Here is an 18,779-nt window from a genome sequence, read left to right as displayed (position 1 = left end):
TCCGACGTCCAGTGGCGATTCCACCCTTGCGCCGCGCCGCCAGCTTCCTAAAGGTGCCGGCCCCGACCATTATTGACCACGGTTCATGAGCACGATCACCACAGTCGCCGTCCTGGGCGCCGGACAGATGGGCGCAGGCATCGCCCACGCCGTTGCCCTGGGCGGCTATTCGGTCCGGCTTTATGACGTGGCCGCCGCCCGGCTGCCGCTGGCCCAGGGCGAGATCGCCGCCAGCCTGTCGCGCCATGTCGGGCGCGGCCTGGTCGATCAGGCCGACGCCGACGCAGCCCTGGCCCGCATCAGCGTCACCGAGGTCATCGCCGACGCCGTGGCCGGCGCCGACCTGGTCATCGAGGCGGCGCTGGAGGACGAGGCCGTCAAGAAGGCCGTCTACGCCCAGGTGGCGCCGCACCTGGGGCCGCAGACCCTGCTGGCCTCCAACACCTCGTCGATTTCGATCACCCGCCTGGCCTCGGCCTCTGACCGGCCCGACCGGTTCATCGGTCTGCACTTCATGAAGCCGGCGCCGGTGATGAAACTGGTCGAGATCGTGCGCGGCATCGCCACCTCGGCCGAGACCCATTCGGCCGCCGTCGCCTTCGCCGAGAGCCTGGGCAAGACCACGACCGACGCCGAGGACTTCCCGGCCTTCATCGTAAACCGCATCCTGGTGCCGATGATGAACGAGGCGATCTTCGCCCTGTACGAAGGCGTCGGCAATGTCGCCTCCATCGACAAGGCGCTGCGCCTGGGCGCCAATCATCCGATGGGGCCGCTGGAACTGGCGGACTTCATGGGTCTGGACGTGGTCCTGGCGATCATGAACGTGCTGTACGACGGCCTAGCCGACAGCAAATACCGCCCCTGCCCCCTGCTGGTGAAATATGTCGAGGCCGGCTGGCTGGGCCGCAAGAGCGGGCGCGGCTTCTATGACTATTCCGGCGACACGCCGGCGCCGACGCGATGAGCCGGTTCGAGACCTATGCCGACCTGCCGGGCCAGGCGACGATCCATTCGCGCCCCGCGCCCCTGTATCCGATCCTGGCGTCCGTCGCCGGCGCGGCCTGGCCGCCGCTGCTGCTGACCCTGCCCTTCTGGCCGCCCAAGACCGTCGGCGTGGGGCGGGATCTGGACTGGCGGCTGCTGGTGCTGCTGATCGGTCTGGTCGTTGTGCCCGTCGCCCTGTGGCGCATCATCGAGGAACGCCGGCGCAGCGGCCGGCCGGGTTCGCGGCTGGGCGTCGTGTGGCGGTTCATGCTGTTCGGCGGCCTGGCCGCAGCGGCGGTTCAGGTATTCTGGGTTCTGGGGATGACCCTTTTCGGCTGGTTCGAGGCCGGCGATGTCATGCAGGCCCTGGGCGCGACCGAGACGACCCTGTTGATCTTCGGCGTCGGCGGCCTGCCCATCGCCATGGTCGTCGGCGTCAGCTATGCCTTATGGGCGGGGCTTTGCGCCGCCTTCATCGCCTTCGAGGCCAAGCCGGCCGTGAAGGACAGACTGGGCCTGATGCCGAAAGCTTGAGCAACGCGGCGGCCTGACCGCAGGGATTGGGGGATCCCATGTCGATGGAAACACAAGCGAACGAAACGACGCCGAACCAGAGCGGGGCCCTGGCGCCGGTCAAGTCGAACGCGCGGATCGTCACGCTGGACATCATGCGGGGCCTGGCCGTTCTGGGCATCCTCGCGGTCAATGTCGTGTCGTTCGGCCTGCCCTTCATGGTCTACAGCAATGCGGACCTGAGCCCGTTTCCTGTAACCGGGGCCAACGCCGTTGCCCGTTGGGCCGTGGACGTCTTCTTCCATCAGAAATTCATCACCCTGTTCTCGATGCTGTTCGGCGCCTCGATCTTCCTCGTCGGAGGCGACCGCGATGACGAGGCCCGGGGCCGGCTGCTGCGTCGCCGACTGTTCTGGCTGGCGGTCATCGCCCTGATCCACGGGCTGGCCTTCTGGTACGGCGACGTCCTGCTGCTCTACGCCTGGTCAGGTCTGTTCGTGATGCTGATGCGATCAATGCCCGCCGGCGTGCTGATCGGGGTCGGTCTTGGGGTGACCTTCTTCCTGGGGGCCATGCAGGCGGGGCTGGCCTGGTTGATGGTCGCCGGGCCGCCCGAGGTCGTCGAGGCGATGAAGCAAGGTCAACCGCAGGACACGCTTGAAGCCGTGCAGGCCGCCATCGCCGCCTATCGCAGCGGCTGGGCGGGCGCCATGGGCCAGAATTTGATGTCGTGGGCGTTTCTTCAGGGCGCCAGCCTGACGATGTTCGTCTTCTCGACCGTGGCCCTGATGATGACGGGTCTGGGCCTGTTCAAGGCGGGCTTCCTCAGCGGGCGGGCGCCGACCTGGCTTTATCTGGCCGTGCTCGCTGTGGGCGCCGCCGTCCTGTCCCTGCTGGGCGTGCTGGAATGGACCGAGGTCATGGCGCCGAAGGGCGCTCACCCGACACGAGGTTTGGCGGAGGTCGTCGCCTCCTTCCCGATTTTCGTCACCCTGGCCTATGTCAGCCTGATCGTGCTGGTCGCCCGAAAAGGCCCTTCCTGGCTGGCGCCCCTGAGGCCCGTGGGTCAGATGGCCTTCACCAACTACCTGTCCCAGACCCTGATCATGACCACCGTCTTCTACATGCCGTGGGGGCCGCGTCTGTTCGGGCAGGTCGATTATGTCGGCATGTGGGGGCTGGTGGCGGCCGTTTGGGTGCTGCAACTGATCTGGTCGCCCCTGTGGTTGTCGCGGTTCAGCATGGGGCCGCTGGAGTGGGTCTGGCGCTGTCTGACCTACGGTCGGCTCGTGCCGATCCGAAAAGAGGCCTGATCGCGCTTTTATCGCAGGCGCGAAGGGATTAACTGGGGGCCATGGCCGCCCCGGACACTCCCGCCGAAACCTTCAAGCGCGCGCTGGGCCATGCCGCCCGCGCCCTGGCTGAACAGCCCGAGCTGGAGGTGGTGTTCGGGTCGGACGGGCCCAAACTGGTCGGCGGGGTTCTGACCCTGCCGCATCCGCCGCGCGATCCGTCGGGCCCCGAGAGCGCGTCTCTGCGGGGCCAGGCGGACCGGCTAGCGCTGCGCCTGGCCAATCACGACACGGCGATCAACGCCCGGATGCGGCCCGCCGACACCAAGGCGGCCGAGGTGTTCGACGCGGTCGAACAGGCCCGGGTCGAGGCGGTGGGATCGGAGTATCTCGCCGGAGTGCGCGACAATATGGGCGCCGCCCTGATCACCCGGCTGGAAAAAACCGGCGCTCTGCGCATCGCCGAGGCGGACCGCGTGCCGGTGTCGGAGGCGGTGGCTCTTCTGGTGCGCGAACGCCTGACCGGCCGCCCGTCGCCCGACGGCGCCCGGTCCATGCTGGACCTGGTCCGCGCCGGCATCGAGGCCAAGGCCGGAGACAAGCTGGACGCCCTGGCGGCGACCGCCGGCGACCAGGCGGGCTTTGCCGAAAAAATGCGCGAGGTGCTGCGCGCCCTCGACCTGGATCCCGGCGACGGGCGGGGCGAAGACTCGTCCGAGGACCCCGGCGAGGACGAACCCGACCCTCAGGAACCCGAGGCCAGCGACGAGCCGGATGAGGACGAAGACGAACAGGGCGGCGAAGGCTCCCAGTCGATGGAGGGCGACGCCGACGACCAGTCGTCAGAGGAAGAACGCGACAGCCGACCCGAAGGCGCGCCCGGCGACCCCCAGGGCGACGCCTCTGAGGACGGGCCGGAGCTGAACGAGGGCCAGCAGCCCAATCGCCAGCAAACCGCCGACGACGGCCGGGCGGTCGACTTCTATCGCGTCTTCACCACCGCCTATGACGAGGTGGTGGACGCCGCCGACCTGTGCGACCCGATGGAGCTGGAACGGCTGCGCAACCTGCTGGACCAGCAGCTGACCATCCTGTCCAGCGTGGTCTCTCGCTTGGCCAACAAGCTGCAACGCCGCCTGCTGGCGCAGCAGAACCGGTCCTGGATGTTCGATCTGGAAGAGGGGATGCTGGACACGGCGCGCCTGACCCGGATCGTGACCGACCCGACCGCGCCCCTGTCGTTCAAGGCCGAGAGCGAGAGCCCGTTCCGCGACACGGTCGTGACCCTGTTGCTGGATAACTCCGGTTCGATGCGCGGGCGACCGATCATGGTGGCGGCGGTCTGCGCCGACATCCTGGCGCGGACCCTGGAGCGGTGCGGGGTCAAGGTCGAGATCCTGGGCTTCACCACCCGGGCCTGGAAGGGCGGACAGAGCCGCGAGGCCTGGATCACCGCCGGCAAGCCCGCCAGTCCGGGTCGCCTGAACGACCTGCGCCACATCATCTACAAGGCCGCCGACGCGCCCTGGCGCCGGGCCAAGAAGAACCTGGGCCTGATGATGCGCGAAGGCCTGCTGAAGGAAAACATCGATGGCGAGGCCCTGCAATGGGCGCACAATCGCCTGCTGGCCCGGACCGAGCAGCGCCGCATCCTGATGGTGATCTCGGACGGGTCGCCGGTCGACGACTCCACCCAGTCGGCCAACGCCGCCCTCTATCTGGACAAACACCTGCGCCAGGTCATCGCCGAGATCGAGGACCGGTCGCCGGTCGAACTGCTGGCCATCGGCATCGGCCATGACGTGACCCGCTGGTACCGCAAGGCCCTGACCATCGTCGATGTGGAACAACTGGCCGGCGCCATGACCGAGAAACTGGCGGAACTGTTCGAGGCCGAAAGCGCCGCTGTTCCGGCCCGGCGGGTGCGCAAGAAGCTGGCCGCATGAGCCGGTTGCGTCGCCTCGCCGTCGCCTGGGCCGCCCTCGCGCTGACGGCCTGCGCCGCCACCCTCGGCCCGCCCCAGCCTGATCTTTCCCACGGCGACGGCTGGACCTTCGCGCCGGCGGAACTGAAGACCGTCGGCCTGGGCCTGCCTGGGACGGTGCTGGCGCCCGACGTCCGTTTCGCCGGCGGGGTGGAGATCGTCGCGGGCCTGGGCTCGCCCCTGCACGGGCTTTCGGACCTGAAGCTGACCGGCGACGGGGGTTTCGTGGCCGTGTCCGACGCCGGAGATCTGGTTCGGGGCGTGCTTCGGCTTGATGCCCAAGGACGACTTGTGGGCGTCGATCGCCTGGCGTCGCGTCGCTTGACGCTGGAGAATGGCCAGCCGATCGCCGACAAGATCGACGGGGACGCAGAAGGCCTGGCCCTGACCCGCTCTGGCGATCTGCTGATCAGCTTCGAGCGCCATCACCGCATCTGGAACTATGGCCCCCTGTCGGCCCTGCGGTCGCCGACGCCGGTGACTTCCCCCGACGCGGCCTTCCCCGACAACGAAGGCATGGAGGGGCTGAGCGCCGCCCTGCCCCGCCAAGGCGAAGGCTGGCGCGTCCTGGGCGAAGGCGGCGGCGTCTGGGACTGCACGCCTGATCGCTGCCGCGTCGTGGTCCCGCCGCCGGCCGAAGCGCCGAAGGACAGCGACTATCGCTCCACCGGCCTGGATCGCGAGCCCTCGGGCGACGGTTGGTTCAGGGTCGAGCGTCGCTACGCGCCGCCGTTCGACATGCGCGGACGTATTCGCCGACTGGCGCCCGATGGGACTCCAGGTCCGGTCCTGGTCGAGCTGAAACTGCCCGGCACGACCGACAACTTCGAGGGCGTCGCGGCCGAGCGGCGGGGCCAGGGGACCCGGCTCTATCTGCTGTCCGACGACAACGCCAACCCCGCCCAGCGCACCCTGCTGCTGGCCTTCGACCTCCGATAGGTCAGGCCGCGCCCGCCCATTGGGCGTTTTCCGGTTCGCCCTCGACCGCCAGCAGTCCCTTGACGAAGGCGTCGCGCCAGATGCCGACGTCGGTGTCGCGCACCACCTGCATCAGGGCCTCCCATTTCCGGATTCGCTCGGACAGGGGCATGGTCAGGGCCTTCTGGATGGCGTCCGACAGCTCCTCGCGGCTGTAGGGATTGACCAGCAGGGCCTCGCCCATCTGTTCGGCGGCCCCCGCAAAGCGCGACAGGATCAGCACGCCGGGATCGTCGGGGTTCTGGGAGGCGACATATTCCTTAGCCACCAGATTCATTCCGTCACGCAGCGGCGTCACCAGCCCGACGCGGGCCGCCCGATAGATGCCCGCCAACTGATCGCGGCGATAGGTGCGGTTCAGATAGCGGATCGGCTGCCAGTCCATGTCGCCGAAGGCCCCATTGACCCGACCCGCCAGCGAGTCCAGCCGCGCCCGCAGATCCTGATACGAGTCCACATCGTCGCGCGAGATCGGCGTCACCTGTAGCAGGAAGACCTCGCCCCGCATCGAGGCGTTGTCGTGCAGGAACTGCTCATAGCCCAGCAGCCGCTCCTCCAGCCCCTTCGAATAGTCGAGCCGGTCCACCCCCACGATCATCGACCGGAAGGCCGCCGAGGCCGCCATCCGGTCGTAGGTCCGGGCCCCCAGGGTCGAGTTGCGCGCCGCCAGGAAGCCGTCCACGTCGATGCCGATGGGGAAGACGCCGGTCTGGACCCGTCGCCCGAAACACTCCAGCCCGCCATGACCAAACAGTTCGCCCTGGGCCTCGCTGACCACATAGTCGGTGAACAGATCACTCCATTCCTGAGTGTGGAAGCCGATCAGGTCGAAGTCGAACATCGACTCCACCAGTCGCCGGTGATGCGGCAGGGTGACCAGCAACTGACGCGCCGGCCAGGGCGTGTGGAGGAAGAAGCCGATCCGGTTCCTGATCCCCAGGCGGCGCAGGTCCCGCGCCATCGGGATCATGTGATAGTCGTGGATCCAGATGATGTCGTCCGGCTCGATCACCGGGGCCAGAACCTCGGCGAACCGGCGGTTCACCCGCTCATAGCCCTCGCCATAGGACCGTTCGTACTGCGCCAGGTCGATCCGGTGGTGGAACAGGGGCCACAGGGTCTTGTTGGCGTAGCCGTTGTAGTATTCATCGACGTCCTGGGGCTCCAGATCGACCAGTCCGACGGTGACCCCGGCCCGGTCTTCCACCTTCATCTCGCCGGTGAAGGTCTCGACCGTCTCGCCCGACCAGCCGAACCAGAGGCCGTCGTATTTCCGCAGGGCGGCGGACAGGGCCATGGCCAGGCCGCCGGCCGAGCCGGCGGCAGGATCGGAAGGGGCGGAAACCCGGTTGGATACGACGATAAGGCGACTCATGACTTCACTTCGGCAGCGACCCCAGCCCCGGGGTCAGACAGGTGTTCGGCGTATCAACGCACGTCGGTCCAGGAACGGCTCAACATCACGGCGCAATTGATGATGCCGACCAGGGAATAGGTCTGGGGGTAGTTGCCCCAGAGCTCGCCATCCTCGACCGAGATGTCCTCGCTCAGCAACCCCGCATGGGTGCGCCGCGCCAGCATCTCCTCGAAGATGGCGCGCGCCTCCTCGACCCGACCGTTCTGGTGCAGGGCCTCGATGAACCAGAAGGTGCAGAAGTTGAAGGCGGTTTCCGGTTCGCCGAAATCGTCAGGCTCGACGTAGCGGAACAGGAAGGGCCCCTTCTTCAGATCGCGCTCAATGGCGTCGAAGGTCGCGACCTGACGCGGGTCGTGGGCGTCGAGGAAGCCCAGATCCGTCAGTTGCAGCAGTGAGGCGTCCAGCTCGCGACCGCCGAAACTGGCCGCGAACCGGCCCTCGTCCGGCAGGAAGGTCTCGGCCTCGACCCGCTCGCGGATGATCGTCGCCCGCTCGCGCCAGACCTCGCCTCGCGCGGTCAGGCCCAGGTGATCCGCCGCCTTGGCGAGGCGATCACATGCCGCCCAGCACATGACCGATGAATAGGTGTGGACCCGCGCGATGGTGCGGAACTCCCACAGACCCGCGTCGGTCTGGTCGTGCATGGCGAAGGCCCGCTCGCCGACCTTCTCCAGGGCGTGGAAATCCGCGATCGTGCCGGGACGCAAAAGACGCTGATCGTAGAAGGCCTGGACCAGCGGAAGCACGATCTGTCCGTACACGTCATGCTGCAGATGCTCATGCGCCTGATTGCCGATCCGCACCGGCTTCATGCCGCGATAACCCTCGACCGTATCGACAATGCTTTCGCCGATTCCGGGCTCCAGACCCACGCCATAGACCGGCTGCACATGCCCCCCGGCCGAGTCATCGACCAGATTGCGCAGATAGCCCAGATAGTTCTCCAGGATATCGACCGCGCCCAGCCGGTTCAGCGCCCGCACGGTGTAATAGGCGTCACGGATCCAGCAGTAGCGATAATCCCAGTTGCGCCCGCTCTCCTTGAACTCGGGCACCGAGGTGGTCATGGCGGCGACGATAGCCCCCGTCTCCTCATAGGCGCAGAGCTTCAGGGTGATGGCCGCCCGGATCACCGCCTCCTGATAGTCCAGCGGCAGATACAGTTTGCGCACCCAGTCCTGCCAGTAGGCGACCGTGCGATCCAGGGCCGCCTGGACGCCCGGGCCGACATCCTGATCATAGCCCTCGTCCGGGCCGAAGAAGAAGGCGTGCGCCCGCTCCAGCCGGAAGACCCGCTCTTCCAGCACATGCGACACGGGACAGTCCGTGGTCAGGCGGAAGGTGACGTCCGGACACATGAAGCGGATGTGGTTCGATCCCGAGGTGCAGGGCGCCGGCCGGGCGCCCCAGTCTGCAGACGGGCGCAGCCGTATGCGTATCCGCGGCGTCCCCTGCAAGGGCCGCACGATGCGGCCGAAGGCGAGCGGCCGATAGGTGCGCGAATGTTTGGGGTGACGGGGCGCGAAATCGATGATCTCGACCGCAGCTCCATCCTCCGCCGTCAGAACGGTCCGCAGCACCGGCGTATTGCGGACATAGGCCTGGCTGACATGTTTCAGCCCCTCCAGCTCGACGGCCCAATAGCCGTGGTCCGGCGCCTCGCCGTTCATCAGGGCGGAAAAGACGGGATCGCCGTCCACACGCGGGGCGCAGGCCCAGACGAACCGGCCCTGACGGTCGATCAGGGCGCTGATGGCGCAGTTGCCGATCGGGAAGAGGTCGAGATTGGGTTTCATCGGATCAGGCCTCCGCCACGGCTTCGAGCCAGGACAGGACGGCGTCGACGTCTTCCAACCGATAGCGGGCGGCGGTTTCGCGTCTAGGCCCCACCAGCACCCCATAGCCGCCCAGAGCAGCGGCGGCTTCGAACCCATGTTCGTCGGTCAAATCATCGCCCAGCATGACGGGGATCGCCCCCTTGAACGGGTCGTCCTGCATGAAGGCCGTCACGGCCGTGCCCTTGTCCGCGCCGGGCGTCTTGAGCTCCAGCACCATATGGCCGGGCTGCAGGCTCAGGCCGGTTTCAGCTTGGAGGCGCTGGGCCAGCGCCAATGCGGCGGCTGTCTGATCCGCCGCTTGTCGGTAGTGCAGACCGGCGGACACGCCCTTGTCCTCGACGATCACGCCGGGCCGGTCAGCCGCGAAGGCCTGAAACGCCGTCAAGGCCGTGGCGACGCCGGCGTCGGCGGCCTCGCGCTGGATCGAACCGTCCTTGAGCCGCCGCTCCAGCCCGTGCACCCCGGACGCCGAGGTCAGGGCCGAGCCCGAAATCCGGTCGATCTCGAGGATAGTGCGCCCGCTGACGATAGCGACCCGACCGCCCAACCGCGCTTCGACGGCCTTCAGCGCTGCAGTGCGGCGCGCAACCGGCACGACTCCGTCGGGTGTCGGCGCCATGGGGGCGAGAACCCCGTCCATATCGAGGAACAGGGCCACCCCGTCCGCAAGGACAGGCGGCGTAGGCAACAGCAGCGCGGCGGCTCCGGCGTGAGACGGCATGTGAGTTCGGACTCTTTCTTGGCTTCCCCAGCGCCCTTAACGCGCCAGTGCGGCAAAGGTTGACCCGAAAGCGACAAAGTCGTCTGAAAGGTTGTGTTGCGCGCGGCCTTGGGATGGGGCAGATCGCGCGCCTCGAACCAAGGAGAGCCCGGACACGGGCCTGTCAGACCATGACCGAGACCGTCCATTCGTCCCCCGAAGACATCGCCGTAATGACCGACCGCGCCCGCGAGGTCCTGCGGCTGAACATCGAGGCGCTGGAGGCGCTGGAGCGGACGATCGACGTTTCCCTGGCGCGCGCCGTCGATGTGATCATGAGCCGGCCAGGCTATGTGGTCGTCACCGGCATGGGCAAGTCGGGCCATATCGGCGGCAAGATCGCCGCCACCCTGGCCTCGACCGGCACCAACGCCTTCTTCGTCCATCCGGCCGAGATGAGCCACGGCGATCTCGGCATGCTGCGGCCCGACGTCACCGTACTGGCCATTTCCAACTCGGGCGAGAGCCGCGAACTGCGGGATCCGCTGATCTATTGCCAACGGAACGGCATCCCGGTCATCGCCATCACCCAACGTCCCGCCAGCTTCCTGGGCCGCAACGCCGCCGTCTGCCTGACGATGCCCAGCGTGGCCGAAGCCTGCCCCAATGGACTGGCGCCGACGACTTCGACCCTGATGACCCTGGCCCTGGGCGACGCCCTGGCCATGGTGCTGATGGATCGGCGCGAATTCAGCGCTCTCGACTTCGGCCTGCACCATCCCGGGGGCGCCCTGGGCATGAGCCTGCAGAGCGTGCGCGAATGGATGGGCGACAATGCCGCCGCCCCCGCCAGCGTGCCGCTGACCGCCACCTTCAGCGAGGTAGTCTCGGCCATCACCGAGGGCCGCAAGGGCGCCGTCGCCGTCTTGAGGGCGGACGGTTCGCTGGCAGGGATCGTCACCGACGGCGACCTGCGCCGCGCCTTCCAGCGTGACATCACCAACTTGAAGGCGGCCGACATCATGGGCCCCAATCCGATCACCGTCGAACCGGACGCCCGGATGAGCGACGTCGTCGACCTGCTGACCGCCAACAAGATCGCCAATCTGTTCGTGGTCGAGGAGGGACGCCCCACGGCGATCGTCCATATCGCGGAACTGATGCAGGCCGGCTACGTCGCCTGAGCGCCCCGGTCATGCGTATCCTCTATGACGCCAGCCGGCTGATGAGCCGAGCCGACAGATCCGCCCCCACCGGGGTGGACCGGGTCTGTCTGGCCTATGCCGAATGGCTGCTGTCCCGGCCCGACGTGATCCTGATCCCGGTACGCGGCCGCAAGAACCGGCTGGTGACCGTCAAGGCCGACTGGTTCCGCCGCTGCGTCGCAGATCTGCGGAGCCGGTGGAACGGAGCAGGCGACGCCCAGGGCGACCTGGCGCATGAAGCACAACTGCTGGCCGCCCTCGCCGCCCCAGTCCGCCCTCGCGTCTCAGTCATCAGTCCCCCACCCGCTCCAACGGCGGACAAGCCTGCGGACAAGGGGCGGGTTCTGAAGCAGTTCTTCCACTCGCGCCACGTTGCGGCGCTGCCTGCGGCCGACCTGTATCTGAACGTGGGGCACACCACCCTGCACGACCCTACGGCGTTGCAGGACCTGGAGGCAGCGGGCGTCGAACGCGTCGTCCTGATCCACGACCTGATTCCCATCACCCATCCAGAGTTCTGTCGGCCTGGCGACGGCGACAAGCACCACGCCCGCGTCGCCAACACCCTGCGCCACGCCAGCCGGGTGATCGTCAACTCGGCCTATACCGAGCATGAGTTGCGCGCCTTCGCCTCGCGCGAAGGCCTGCCCCAGCCCCCCGTCCACGTGGCCCATCTGGGACTGGAGCCAGCCTTCGGAGCCGGCGAGGCCTTTTCGACGCCGCGCCCCTATTTCGTGCATGTCGGCACGATCGAAGCACGCAAGAACCTCGCGCTTCTCCTCACCCTATGGCGGCGCTTGGAGGAACGGCTGGGCGGGCAGACCCCTTCGCTCGTTCTGGTCGGCCGCTATGGCTGGGAGAACGAGGCGGTGCTGGACCATCTGCAGCGATCGCCGAACCTCCGCGGAGTCGTCCACCAGGCCTCCAACTTGTCTGACATTCTACTCGCGCGACTGATGCGGGGCGCCCGCGCGGTTCTGGCGCCCTCCTCGGTCGAAGGGTTCGACCTGCCGGCGGTCGAGGCCCGCGCCATGGGCCTTGCGCTCATCGCCTCAGACATTCCGCCCCACCGCGAACTGACGCCAGAGGCGGAACTGATCGACCCTCTGGACGGTTTGGGCTGGCTGGCGGCGATCGAGCGCGCCGCCCTGAACCCGCCGCCAGGCCACACAGCCCGCGCCGCACCGTCCTGGCACGCCCATTTCGACATCGTCGCCCGCGCCATAGGGCTGGAGCCGACCTCGCCTCTGGCGGGAGTCTCCAAAGGCTTGTAATCAACCTACGAACAAGGGCCGACCCGCTTCATGACTCGCACCATCCTGCCCCTCGCCATCGTCGCCATCCTGGGCGGTTGCTCCACCTTGCCGCGGGACGGGCCCTCCGGGGCTTCGATCGACGCGGGAGCCAGCACGGCCCAGACCCAGGGCAGCTACGCCCTGGTGCAGCTGACCTATGAGGTGACCGAGCGGATGAAGGCGGTCCCGCCCCAGTTCTTCGGCACCCTGGCTGCGGCGTCGAGCGAACAACCCGCTGATGTCATCGGCGTCGGCGACACCCTGGCCATTTCGATCTACGATCCTTCGGGCGCCCTGTTCGGCGGCCCACTGGGAAGCGGCTCTAGCGCCAGTCGCACCCAAACGACCCTGTCCGGCGGCTCCCAGGTCCTGCCCGGCGTCACCGTTGACCGCAGCGGCTCGGTCGCCGTGCCGTTCGCCGGCCAAGTCCGTGTCGAAGGTCTTACGGCGCCCCAGGCTGCGGCGGCCGTCCGCCGCGCCCTGGTGGGCAAGGTCGCCAATCCGCAGGTTCTGGTCGGCATCGCCGACAACGCCTCGAATACGGTCAATGTCTTCGGCGATGTGCGCCAGCCCGGTCGCGCGCCCCTGGGCGTCAACAGCGACCGCATCCTGGACGTGATCGCGGCGGCGGGCGGCTCCGCCCGTGAAACCGACGACTTGACCATCAGCATCCAGCGTGGCGGACAGACATTCACGGCGCCGATGACGGCCGTGACGACCGAGTTCGGCGAGAACGTGCGCCTCCAACGCGGCGATGTGATCAACGTCCAGTACAAGCCGCGTCGCTTCTCCACCTTCGGCGCCCTGAATGCGGTGACGCAGGTCGATATGCCGTCCGGCGTCATGACGCTGACCGGCGCCATGTCCAAGGTCGGCGGACTAAACACCAACACCGCCAACGCCCGTCGCGTTATGGTCTTCCGGTTCGAGCGTCCAGAGGTCGCGCAAGCCCTGGGCATCAACCAACCCGCCACCCCGCGGGGCGTGCCCGTGGTCTATGAGCTGAACTTCAACGAGGCGGCCAACGTCTTCGCGGCCACCAATATGCAGATCATGCCCGAAGATGTGATCTACGTACCCCTGGCGGGGGCAGCCGAGGCGAGGAAATTCTTCGAGTTCGTCCAGACTGTCACTCGCGTGGTCTATGACGTGTCAGTGACCAGCGCCATCAACGTCGACTGAGGTGCTGGGGCGCTGGCGGGCCGCACTGTCTAAACTGAGCGGCCCCGCACCGGGTCACCTTCGAAGGACGGACGACGATAGCGCGGCGTCTCCGTTCGATCGTCCGTCCGATTTCGAGCCATCAGCGCCAGACCCTCTGGAAATCGCGCTCACCGAGATCGAGGCCGGCGCGCTGGAGGTCTATGCCCGCGCCGGACTGCCGACCGAGCCGGGTCACTATCGCAAGCCGCCCGGCACGGACGCCTGGACCTTCATCGCCGCCACTCTACCGCCGGAGGCGCGCTTCGCTCTGACGCTGGAGCATCCACCGGAAAGGGGCTGGCGGTTCGCGCGACTGCAGGACCTGGGTGCGCGGTCAGACCGCCCCGATCTGCAAGCCGCCTCGCGCCTGTTGAACGACATTGCCGATCTTCGAACGGCGCGGCGCGGCGTTCTGACCGAGGATCATCTACTGGTCGCCATGGAGCTGGGCGGGGCCTGGCGGGCGCTCAGGGACTCCAAGGCCGTAAAGGCGACGCGGCTGACCCTGACGCCGCCGACAACGCCAAAACCGCCTCGCGCCAAGCGCGACAAGACGCCCAAGCCGCGCTAGGAACGCCGCCTTCCCCGAACGCCAGAGCTTGCCCATGTCCGACGCGCCCGAATACCCGCCCGAAACCCCGCCTGTCGGCCGTATCATCGCCATGCCGGCCGACACCAACCCCGAAGGCGACATCTTCGGCGGCTGGCTACTGGCCCAGATGGACGTGGCGGGCGCCACCCCGGCCTTCGAACTGGCCCAGGGCCGCTGCGCCACCGTGGCGCTGGACGGCATGGTGTTCCACCAGCCGGTCGCCGTCGGCGACGAAGTCAGCATCTACGCTGAGGTCATCGGCACCGGTCGCACCTCGATCCGCATCCACGTCGAGGCCTGGAAACGGTCGCGCGGTCAGCCGCTGGCCACCTCGGTGCGCGTGACCCAAGGCGTCTTCACCTATGTGGCCATCGACGAGAACCGCAAACCCCGCCCCCTGCCGGGCAAGGAATAGGCGGGCCCCTCAAGGTCTGGCGTCGTCCGGTTGACAGTGGCGCAGCCGGACCGACAAATGCTCGGGCCGTTTGGGGGAACAGCATGGTCATCATCGCCGCCTATATCGCGGGTCTCTTTCTGATTCTGCGGGAGGGCGTTCCGTGGCTTAAAGCGCGAGCGTCCGGGGTCATCTACACACGCGGCCACCGACGCCATAAGGTGTTGCGCGCGGAAGAGCCGGAACGCTTCGCCGCCCTGGCCGCGAACCGGTTCCGAGCCATGGGCGTCGGCGCACTGGTTCTGGCGCTCGCCGTCGGCTGGACCGTTTGGAGCGTCTTCGGCGCCGCTTTGCAGGCGGCTGATCCGCTGTAGAACAGCGTGCGACGCCTGGAAATCTTGACCTGACGCCGGGGCGCGCCTACGTCCCGACCATGGCCCTCCGACGTATCCTCACCATCGACATCCCCGCCGACCTGGCGATCCTGAAACAGGTCTCCAAGCCCGTCGCCGCCGTGGACGACGCGGTGCGCACCCTGATGGACGACATGCTGGAGACCATGTACGCGGCGCCGGGCATCGGCCTGGCCGCCGTTCAGGTGGGCGCCCTGGACCGGGTCATCGTCATGGACCTGGGCGACCGCGACGGAACCGTCTGCGAAACCGAGGAAGAGGACACCCCGGAAGCCGCCGAGGCGCGCAAGAATCCGCGCTTCTTCGCCAATCCGGAAATCCTGTGGACCTCGGACGAGCTCTACACCTACGAAGAGGGCTGCCTGTCGATCCCCGAGTATTTCGACAAGGTGGAACGCCCGGCCCGCGTCCGCATTCGCTATCTGAACCGTGACGGTCAGTCGGTGGAGGAAGAGGCTTCGGGCCTCTACGCCGTCTGCATCCAGCACGAGATGGACCACCTTAACGGCGTGCTCTTCATCGACCATCTGTCGCGGCTGAAGCGGGATCGCGCCGTGACCAAGGTCAAGAAGGCCGCCCGCGACAGGATCGCCGCCTGATGACCCGACGCCCCACTCGCCCCATCCGCCGCGGCCAGTCCCTGGTCATCGACACCCAAGGGCGCCGTCGCCTGACCCGCAGCCAGAAGATCGGCGTCGCCGGGGTCGCGACCCTGGCCGGCGTCACCCTGCTGGGCGTGGTGGCGGGTCTGCTGCTGGACCGGCTGCTCGATTTCGACGACGCCCTGGACGCGGGCGGCGAATGGGATGAGGGCGGCGGCGTCTTCACCCGCTGGCAGTAGGCGGCCTAAAGTTCTAAAGGCGTGCCCATGCGCCTTGCCTTCATGGGAACTCCCGACTTCGCCGTGCCGTCCTTGGCCGAGCTTCTCGCCTCGGGCCACGAGATCGTCGCCGTCTATTCACAGCCGCCGCGCCCGAAGGGCCGGGGCCAGAAGCTGACGCCGTCGCCGGTTCACGCCTTCGCCGAAACCATGGGTCTGCCGGTCTTCACGCCCGAGAGCATGAAGTCGCCGGAGGCCGTCGCCGACTTCCAGAGCCTGGACCTCGACGCCGCCTGCGTCGTCGCCTACGGCCAGATCCTCAAGGCCGAGGTGCTGGATGCGCCCCGCCTCGGCTGTTTCAATCTTCATGGCTCGCTGCTGCCCCGCTGGCGCGGCGCCGCCCCGATCCAGCGCGCCATCATGGCCGGCGACGCCCAGACCGGCGTCCAGATCATGCAGATGGGCGTGGGGCTGGACGAGGGCCCCATCCTGCTGACCGAACTGATGGACATCCGCGCCGACGATACAGCCGCCACCTTGTCCGAGCGCATGTCTCATGTCGGCGCCGGCCTGTGGCCCCGCGCCCTGGCCGCCATCGAGCGGGGCAGCGTCACCCCCTCGGATCAGGTCGGTGAACCGACCTATGCGAAGAAGATCACCCCCGCCGAGGCCCGCATCGACTGGACCCGTCCGGCGGCCGAGGTGGACGCCCATATCCGCGGCCTGTCGCCCTTCCCCGGCGCCTGGTTCGAGGCCCCTTCCGAGGCGGGGCCGGTTCGGATCAAGGCCCTGCTGTCGGCCCTGGCAGACGGATCCGGCGCGCCCGGCACGACGCTGGACGACGCCCTGACTGTCGCCTGCGGGACCGGCGCCGTGCGGCTGATCCGGGTCCAGCGCGAGGGCAAGGCGGCGCAATCGGCCGAGGAGATGCTGCGCGGCTTCGCCCTGCCGGCCGGGACCCTGCTCGGCTGATGCCGCGCTACAAGCTGATCATCGAGTACGACGGCACGGCCTACAACGGATTCCAGGCGCAACCGGACCAGCCGACGGTTCAGGGCGCGCTGGAGGCCGCCATCCTGGCCTTCTCGGGCGAGCAGGTCCGTATCGCCGCCGCCGGGCGCACCGACACCGGCGTTCACGCCACGGCCCAGGTCATCCATGCGGATCTGGAGCGGGACTGGCCGGTCGATACCATCCTGAACGCCATGAACGCCCATCTGGTGAAACAGGATGTCTGCGTCCTGTCCGCCGAGCAGGCGCCCAATCCGGAGTGGCACGCCCGCTTCTCCGCCACCGGGCGGGGCTATCTTTATCGAATCCTCAATCGCCGGCCTCAGCCGGTGCTGGAGCGGGACCGGGTCTGGCACGTCAAGAAGACCCTGGACGCCGAGGCCATGCACCATGCGGCCCAGGTCCTGGTCGGCCTGCACGACTTCACCACCTTCCGCGACGTGGGCTGCCAGTCCAAGTCGCCGGTCAAGACCCTGGACGTCGCCCGTGTCTCCCGATTCGGCGAGGAGGTGCATCTGGTCTTCCAGGCGCGCAGCTTCCTGCACCGCCAGGTCCGGTCGATGGCCGGAACCCTGGTCGAGGTGGGTCTGGACCGCTGGACCGCCCACGACGTCAAGGCGGCGCTGGAGGCGAAGGACCGCGCCCGGTGCGGTCCTGTCGCCCCCTCGGCGGGGCTCTATCTCAGCGGCGTGCGCTACGAATGAACCCCGCCTGCGGCCGGGTCAGCCGCGCTGCTGAACCAGAACCTCGGCGATCTGCACCGCGTTCAGGGCGGCGCCCTTCCTCAGATTGTCGCTCGAGACGAACAGGGCCAGGCCGTGCTCGACCGTCGGATCGGGCCGCACCCGGCCGACGAAGACCGGATCCTGGCCCGCAGCCTCCAGCGGGTTCGGCACGGCCGTCACCACCACGCCCGGCGCCTGGGCCAGCAGGTCCAGCGCCTGGGCCGCCGACAGCGCCCGCTCGAACTCGACATTGATCGACAGCGAGTGGCCGGTGAAGACCGGCACCCGCACGCAGGTGCCCGAGACCGGCAGGCCGGGGATTTCCAGGATCTTGCGGCTCTCGTCGCGCAGCTTCAGCTCCTCGTCGGTATAGCCGTCTTCGCCGAGGCTATAGTTCAGGGCCACGACGTTCGCGGCGATCGGCACGACCCACTTTTCCGGCGCGCCGAAGTCCACGGCCCCGCCGTCGCGGGCCAGGGCCGCGCCTTGTCCCACGGTCTCGCGCGCCTGATCCTCCAGCACGCGGATGCCCTCGATCCCGCCGCCCGAGACGGCCTGATAGGTCGAGACCGTCAGACGCTTCAGCCCCGCCGCATCGTGCAGGGGCTTCAGCACCGGCATGGCGGCCATGGTGGTGCAGTTGGGGTTGGCGATGATCCCCTTGGGCAGGTTGGCCAGGGCGTGGGGGTTCACCTCGGCGACCACCAGCGGCACCTGGGGGTCGCTGCGCCAGGCGGAGGAGTTGTCGATCACCACCGCCCCGGCGGCCGCCACCTTGGGGGCCAGGGCCTTGGACGTGTCACCGCCGGCCGAGAAGAAGACGATGTCCAGACCGGCGTAGTCGGCGGTCGCCGCATCCTCGACCAGGATGTCGGTCTCGCCGAAGCGGATGGTCTTGCCCGCCGACCGGGCCGAGGCGAACAGGCGCAGCGAGGCCAGCGGGAAGTTCCGCTCGGCCAGCAGGCCGCGCATCATCTCGCCGACGAGGCCGGTGGCGCCGACGATGCCGACATGTGGCGGATTGGACGGGGAAAAGGACATTCAGGCGTCTCCTGGAAGGATGGAGGCGCGGGGTTCAGCCGGATCGACCGCCCCGCGCATCGGCGGGGCTTGGGATCGGGGTTCGGCGCTTCAGACCCTGCGCACACCCGAAACCGCCCCGCCGAAGCCGGTGGTTTTCGAGGTAATCGCTTTGGTCATGGGGCGGGTCACGGCGACGCTCTCTAAGGGCAAGGATCGGTCGTGTAAACAGGCGTTTGAACAAAAGATCGGCGCGTCTGCGCAGTTTCGCTGGCTGAACGCGCACAAATCCGTCGCCCCACTGCAAAACCACCGGGCGGCTCCAAATTGCACTGCCCCCTCGAAAACTGTGCAATGTGCAAAAGAGTGCAATTAGGCGGACCTCCCTTCGA

General features: G+C 68.0%; 19 protein-coding genes. 15 read left to right on the top strand and 4 right to left on the bottom strand.

From position 1 onward, the window contains the following. Positions 1-85: 85 nt before the first annotated feature. The 5 genes from ACW170_RS05785 to ACW170_RS05765 are packed head-to-tail and all read left to right on the top strand — an operon-like array spanning position 86 to position 5,715. Positions 86-967 carry a 3-hydroxybutyryl-CoA dehydrogenase gene (locus ACW170_RS05785; RefSeq protein ID WP_492088714.1) on the top strand — a complete coding sequence of 294 codons (882 nt, stop codon included), beginning with the start codon at positions 86-88 and terminating at the stop codon, positions 965-967. Continuing rightward, entirely contained in the window at positions 964-1,521 is a 558-nt protein-coding gene (locus tag ACW170_RS05780; RefSeq protein WP_492088713.1) for a phthalate transporter, read from the top strand. Before ACW170_RS05785 ends, ACW170_RS05780 begins: the two co-directional genes overlap by 4 nt. A gap of 38 nt (positions 1,522-1,559) precedes the next feature. After that, a complete protein-coding gene (locus ACW170_RS05775; protein WP_492088712.1) occupies positions 1,560-2,813 on the top strand; it encodes a DUF418 domain-containing protein in 1,254 nt (417 codons plus the stop codon). A 41-nt stretch (positions 2,814-2,854) separates the two neighbouring features. Next, positions 2,855-4,738 carry a cobaltochelatase subunit CobT gene (gene cobT / locus ACW170_RS05770; RefSeq protein WP_492088711.1) on the top strand — a complete coding sequence of 628 codons (1,884 nt, stop codon included), beginning with the start codon at positions 2,855-2,857 and terminating at the stop codon, positions 4,736-4,738. Next, entirely contained in the window at positions 4,735-5,715 is a 981-nt protein-coding gene (locus ACW170_RS05765) for an esterase-like activity of phytase family protein (RefSeq protein ID WP_492088710.1), read from the top strand. The genes cobT and ACW170_RS05765 overlap by 4 nt, the downstream gene beginning before the upstream one ends. A gap of 1 nt (position 5,716) precedes the next feature. Here the strand turns inward: ACW170_RS05765 and ACW170_RS05760 are convergent, their stop codons facing one another. Genes ACW170_RS05760 through otsB form a run of 3 tightly spaced genes read right to left on the bottom strand, consistent with a single transcriptional unit; the run spans position 5,717 to position 9,730 of the window. Then, the gene (locus ACW170_RS05760; protein ID WP_492088709.1) at positions 5,717-7,129 is read right to left on the bottom strand and encodes an alpha,alpha-trehalose-phosphate synthase (UDP-forming); all 1,413 of its coding nucleotides are present in this window, start codon (positions 7,127-7,129) and stop codon (positions 5,717-5,719) included. A gap of 53 nt (positions 7,130-7,182) precedes the next feature. Then, on the bottom strand, positions 7,183-8,967 hold the full coding sequence (locus ACW170_RS05755; protein WP_492088708.1) for a glycoside hydrolase family 15 protein: 1,785 nt from the start codon (positions 8,965-8,967) through the stop codon (positions 7,183-7,185). Positions 8,968-8,971: 4 nt separating this feature from the next. Then, positions 8,972-9,730, bottom strand: coding sequence for a trehalose-phosphatase (otsB, locus tag ACW170_RS05750; RefSeq protein ID WP_492088707.1), 759 nt, complete (start codon positions 9,728-9,730; stop codon positions 8,972-8,974). Between the two features lie 170 nt (positions 9,731-9,900). Between otsB and ACW170_RS05745 the strand changes: the two genes are divergently transcribed. The 10 genes from ACW170_RS05745 (at position 9,901) to truA (ending at position 17,346) form a co-directional block, all read left to right on the top strand. Beyond that, positions 9,901-10,893: a KpsF/GutQ family sugar-phosphate isomerase gene (locus tag ACW170_RS05745; protein WP_492088706.1), complete on the top strand. Its 993-nt coding sequence runs from the start codon at positions 9,901-9,903 to the stop codon at positions 10,891-10,893. Positions 10,894-10,904: 11 nt separating this feature from the next. Continuing rightward, positions 10,905-12,188: a glycosyltransferase family 4 protein gene (locus tag ACW170_RS05740; protein ID WP_492088705.1), complete on the top strand. Its 1,284-nt coding sequence runs from the start codon at positions 10,905-10,907 to the stop codon at positions 12,186-12,188. A 30-nt stretch (positions 12,189-12,218) separates the two neighbouring features. Further along, positions 12,219-13,391, top strand: coding sequence for a polysaccharide biosynthesis/export family protein (locus ACW170_RS05735; RefSeq protein ID WP_492088704.1), 1,173 nt, complete (start codon positions 12,219-12,221; stop codon positions 13,389-13,391). A gap of 1 nt (position 13,392) precedes the next feature. Beyond that, entirely contained in the window at positions 13,393-13,983 is a 591-nt protein-coding gene (locus ACW170_RS05730; RefSeq protein WP_492088703.1) for a hypothetical protein, read from the top strand. Positions 13,984-14,017: 34 nt separating this feature from the next. Next, positions 14,018-14,419: an acyl-CoA thioesterase gene (locus ACW170_RS05725; RefSeq protein WP_271165442.1), complete on the top strand. Its 402-nt coding sequence runs from the start codon at positions 14,018-14,020 to the stop codon at positions 14,417-14,419. An 83-nt stretch (positions 14,420-14,502) separates the two neighbouring features. Next, complete coding sequence (locus ACW170_RS05720) at positions 14,503-14,772, top strand: hypothetical protein (protein WP_492088702.1); 270 nt, start codon at positions 14,503-14,505, stop codon at positions 14,770-14,772. 59 nt (positions 14,773-14,831) lie between these two features. Then, positions 14,832-15,410, top strand: coding sequence for a peptide deformylase (gene def / locus ACW170_RS05715; RefSeq protein WP_492088701.1), 579 nt, complete (start codon positions 14,832-14,834; stop codon positions 15,408-15,410). Next, on the top strand, positions 15,410-15,652 hold the full coding sequence (locus ACW170_RS05710; RefSeq protein ID WP_492088700.1) for a hypothetical protein: 243 nt from the start codon (positions 15,410-15,412) through the stop codon (positions 15,650-15,652). The genes def and ACW170_RS05710 overlap by 1 nt, the downstream gene beginning before the upstream one ends. Positions 15,653-15,679: 27 nt before the next feature. After that, a complete protein-coding gene (gene fmt, locus ACW170_RS05705; RefSeq protein ID WP_492088699.1) occupies positions 15,680-16,603 on the top strand; it encodes a methionyl-tRNA formyltransferase in 924 nt (307 codons plus the stop codon). Next, a complete protein-coding gene (truA, locus tag ACW170_RS05700; protein WP_492088698.1) occupies positions 16,603-17,346 on the top strand; it encodes a tRNA pseudouridine(38-40) synthase TruA in 744 nt (247 codons plus the stop codon). Before fmt ends, truA begins: the two co-directional genes overlap by 1 nt. Positions 17,347-17,364: 18 nt before the next feature. On the opposite strand, the gene ACW170_RS05695 is transcribed toward truA, so the two are convergent. Continuing rightward, complete coding sequence (locus ACW170_RS05695) at positions 17,365-18,408, bottom strand: aspartate-semialdehyde dehydrogenase (RefSeq protein WP_492088697.1); 1,044 nt, start codon at positions 18,406-18,408, stop codon at positions 17,365-17,367. Positions 18,409-18,779 lie beyond the last annotated feature (371 nt).

It is taken from the genome of Brevundimonas sp. FV2ps16, assembly GCF_058681075.1.
Note: the sequence above shows the minus strand (reverse complement) of the source record. Positions and strands in the feature narration are given on the sequence as shown.

What these genes read in the sequence shown, in the direction of transcription:
- fmt (WP_492088699.1), top strand. Translation starts at nt 15,680, where the DNA reads ATGCGCCTTGCCTTCATGGGAACTCCCGACTTCGCCGTGCCGTCCTTG.
- ACW170_RS05755 (WP_492088708.1), bottom strand. Translation starts at nt 8,967, where the DNA reads ATGAAACCCAATCTCGACCTCTTCCCGATCGGCAACTGCGCCATCAGC.
- ACW170_RS05785 (WP_492088714.1), top strand. Translation starts at nt 86, where the DNA reads ATGAGCACGATCACCACAGTCGCCGTCCTGGGCGCCGGACAGATGGGC.
- def (WP_492088701.1), top strand. Translation starts at nt 14,832, where the DNA reads ATGGCCCTCCGACGTATCCTCACCATCGACATCCCCGCCGACCTGGCG.
- truA (WP_492088698.1), top strand. Translation starts at nt 16,603, where the DNA reads ATGCCGCGCTACAAGCTGATCATCGAGTACGACGGCACGGCCTACAAC.
- otsB (WP_492088707.1), bottom strand. Translation starts at nt 9,730, where the DNA reads ATGCCGTCTCACGCCGGAGCCGCCGCGCTGCTGTTGCCTACGCCGCCT.
- ACW170_RS05760 (WP_492088709.1), bottom strand. Translation starts at nt 7,129, where the DNA reads ATGAGTCGCCTTATCGTCGTATCCAACCGGGTTTCCGCCCCTTCCGAT.
- ACW170_RS05725 (WP_271165442.1), top strand. Translation starts at nt 14,018, where the DNA reads ATGTCCGACGCGCCCGAATACCCGCCCGAAACCCCGCCTGTCGGCCGT.
- ACW170_RS05745 (WP_492088706.1), top strand. Translation starts at nt 9,901, where the DNA reads ATGACCGAGACCGTCCATTCGTCCCCCGAAGACATCGCCGTAATGACC.
- ACW170_RS05775 (WP_492088712.1), top strand. Translation starts at nt 1,560, where the DNA reads ATGTCGATGGAAACACAAGCGAACGAAACGACGCCGAACCAGAGCGGG.
- ACW170_RS05720 (WP_492088702.1), top strand. Translation starts at nt 14,503, where the DNA reads ATGGTCATCATCGCCGCCTATATCGCGGGTCTCTTTCTGATTCTGCGG.
- ACW170_RS05710 (WP_492088700.1), top strand. Translation starts at nt 15,410, where the DNA reads ATGACCCGACGCCCCACTCGCCCCATCCGCCGCGGCCAGTCCCTGGTC.
- cobT (WP_492088711.1), top strand. Translation starts at nt 2,855, where the DNA reads ATGGCCGCCCCGGACACTCCCGCCGAAACCTTCAAGCGCGCGCTGGGC.
- ACW170_RS05765 (WP_492088710.1), top strand. Translation starts at nt 4,735, where the DNA reads ATGAGCCGGTTGCGTCGCCTCGCCGTCGCCTGGGCCGCCCTCGCGCTG.
- ACW170_RS05780 (WP_492088713.1), top strand. Translation starts at nt 964, where the DNA reads ATGAGCCGGTTCGAGACCTATGCCGACCTGCCGGGCCAGGCGACGATC.
- ACW170_RS05740 (WP_492088705.1), top strand. Translation starts at nt 10,905, where the DNA reads ATGCGTATCCTCTATGACGCCAGCCGGCTGATGAGCCGAGCCGACAGA.
- ACW170_RS05695 (WP_492088697.1), bottom strand. Translation starts at nt 18,408, where the DNA reads ATGTCCTTTTCCCCGTCCAATCCGCCACATGTCGGCATCGTCGGCGCC.
- ACW170_RS05735 (WP_492088704.1), top strand. Translation starts at nt 12,219, where the DNA reads ATGACTCGCACCATCCTGCCCCTCGCCATCGTCGCCATCCTGGGCGGT.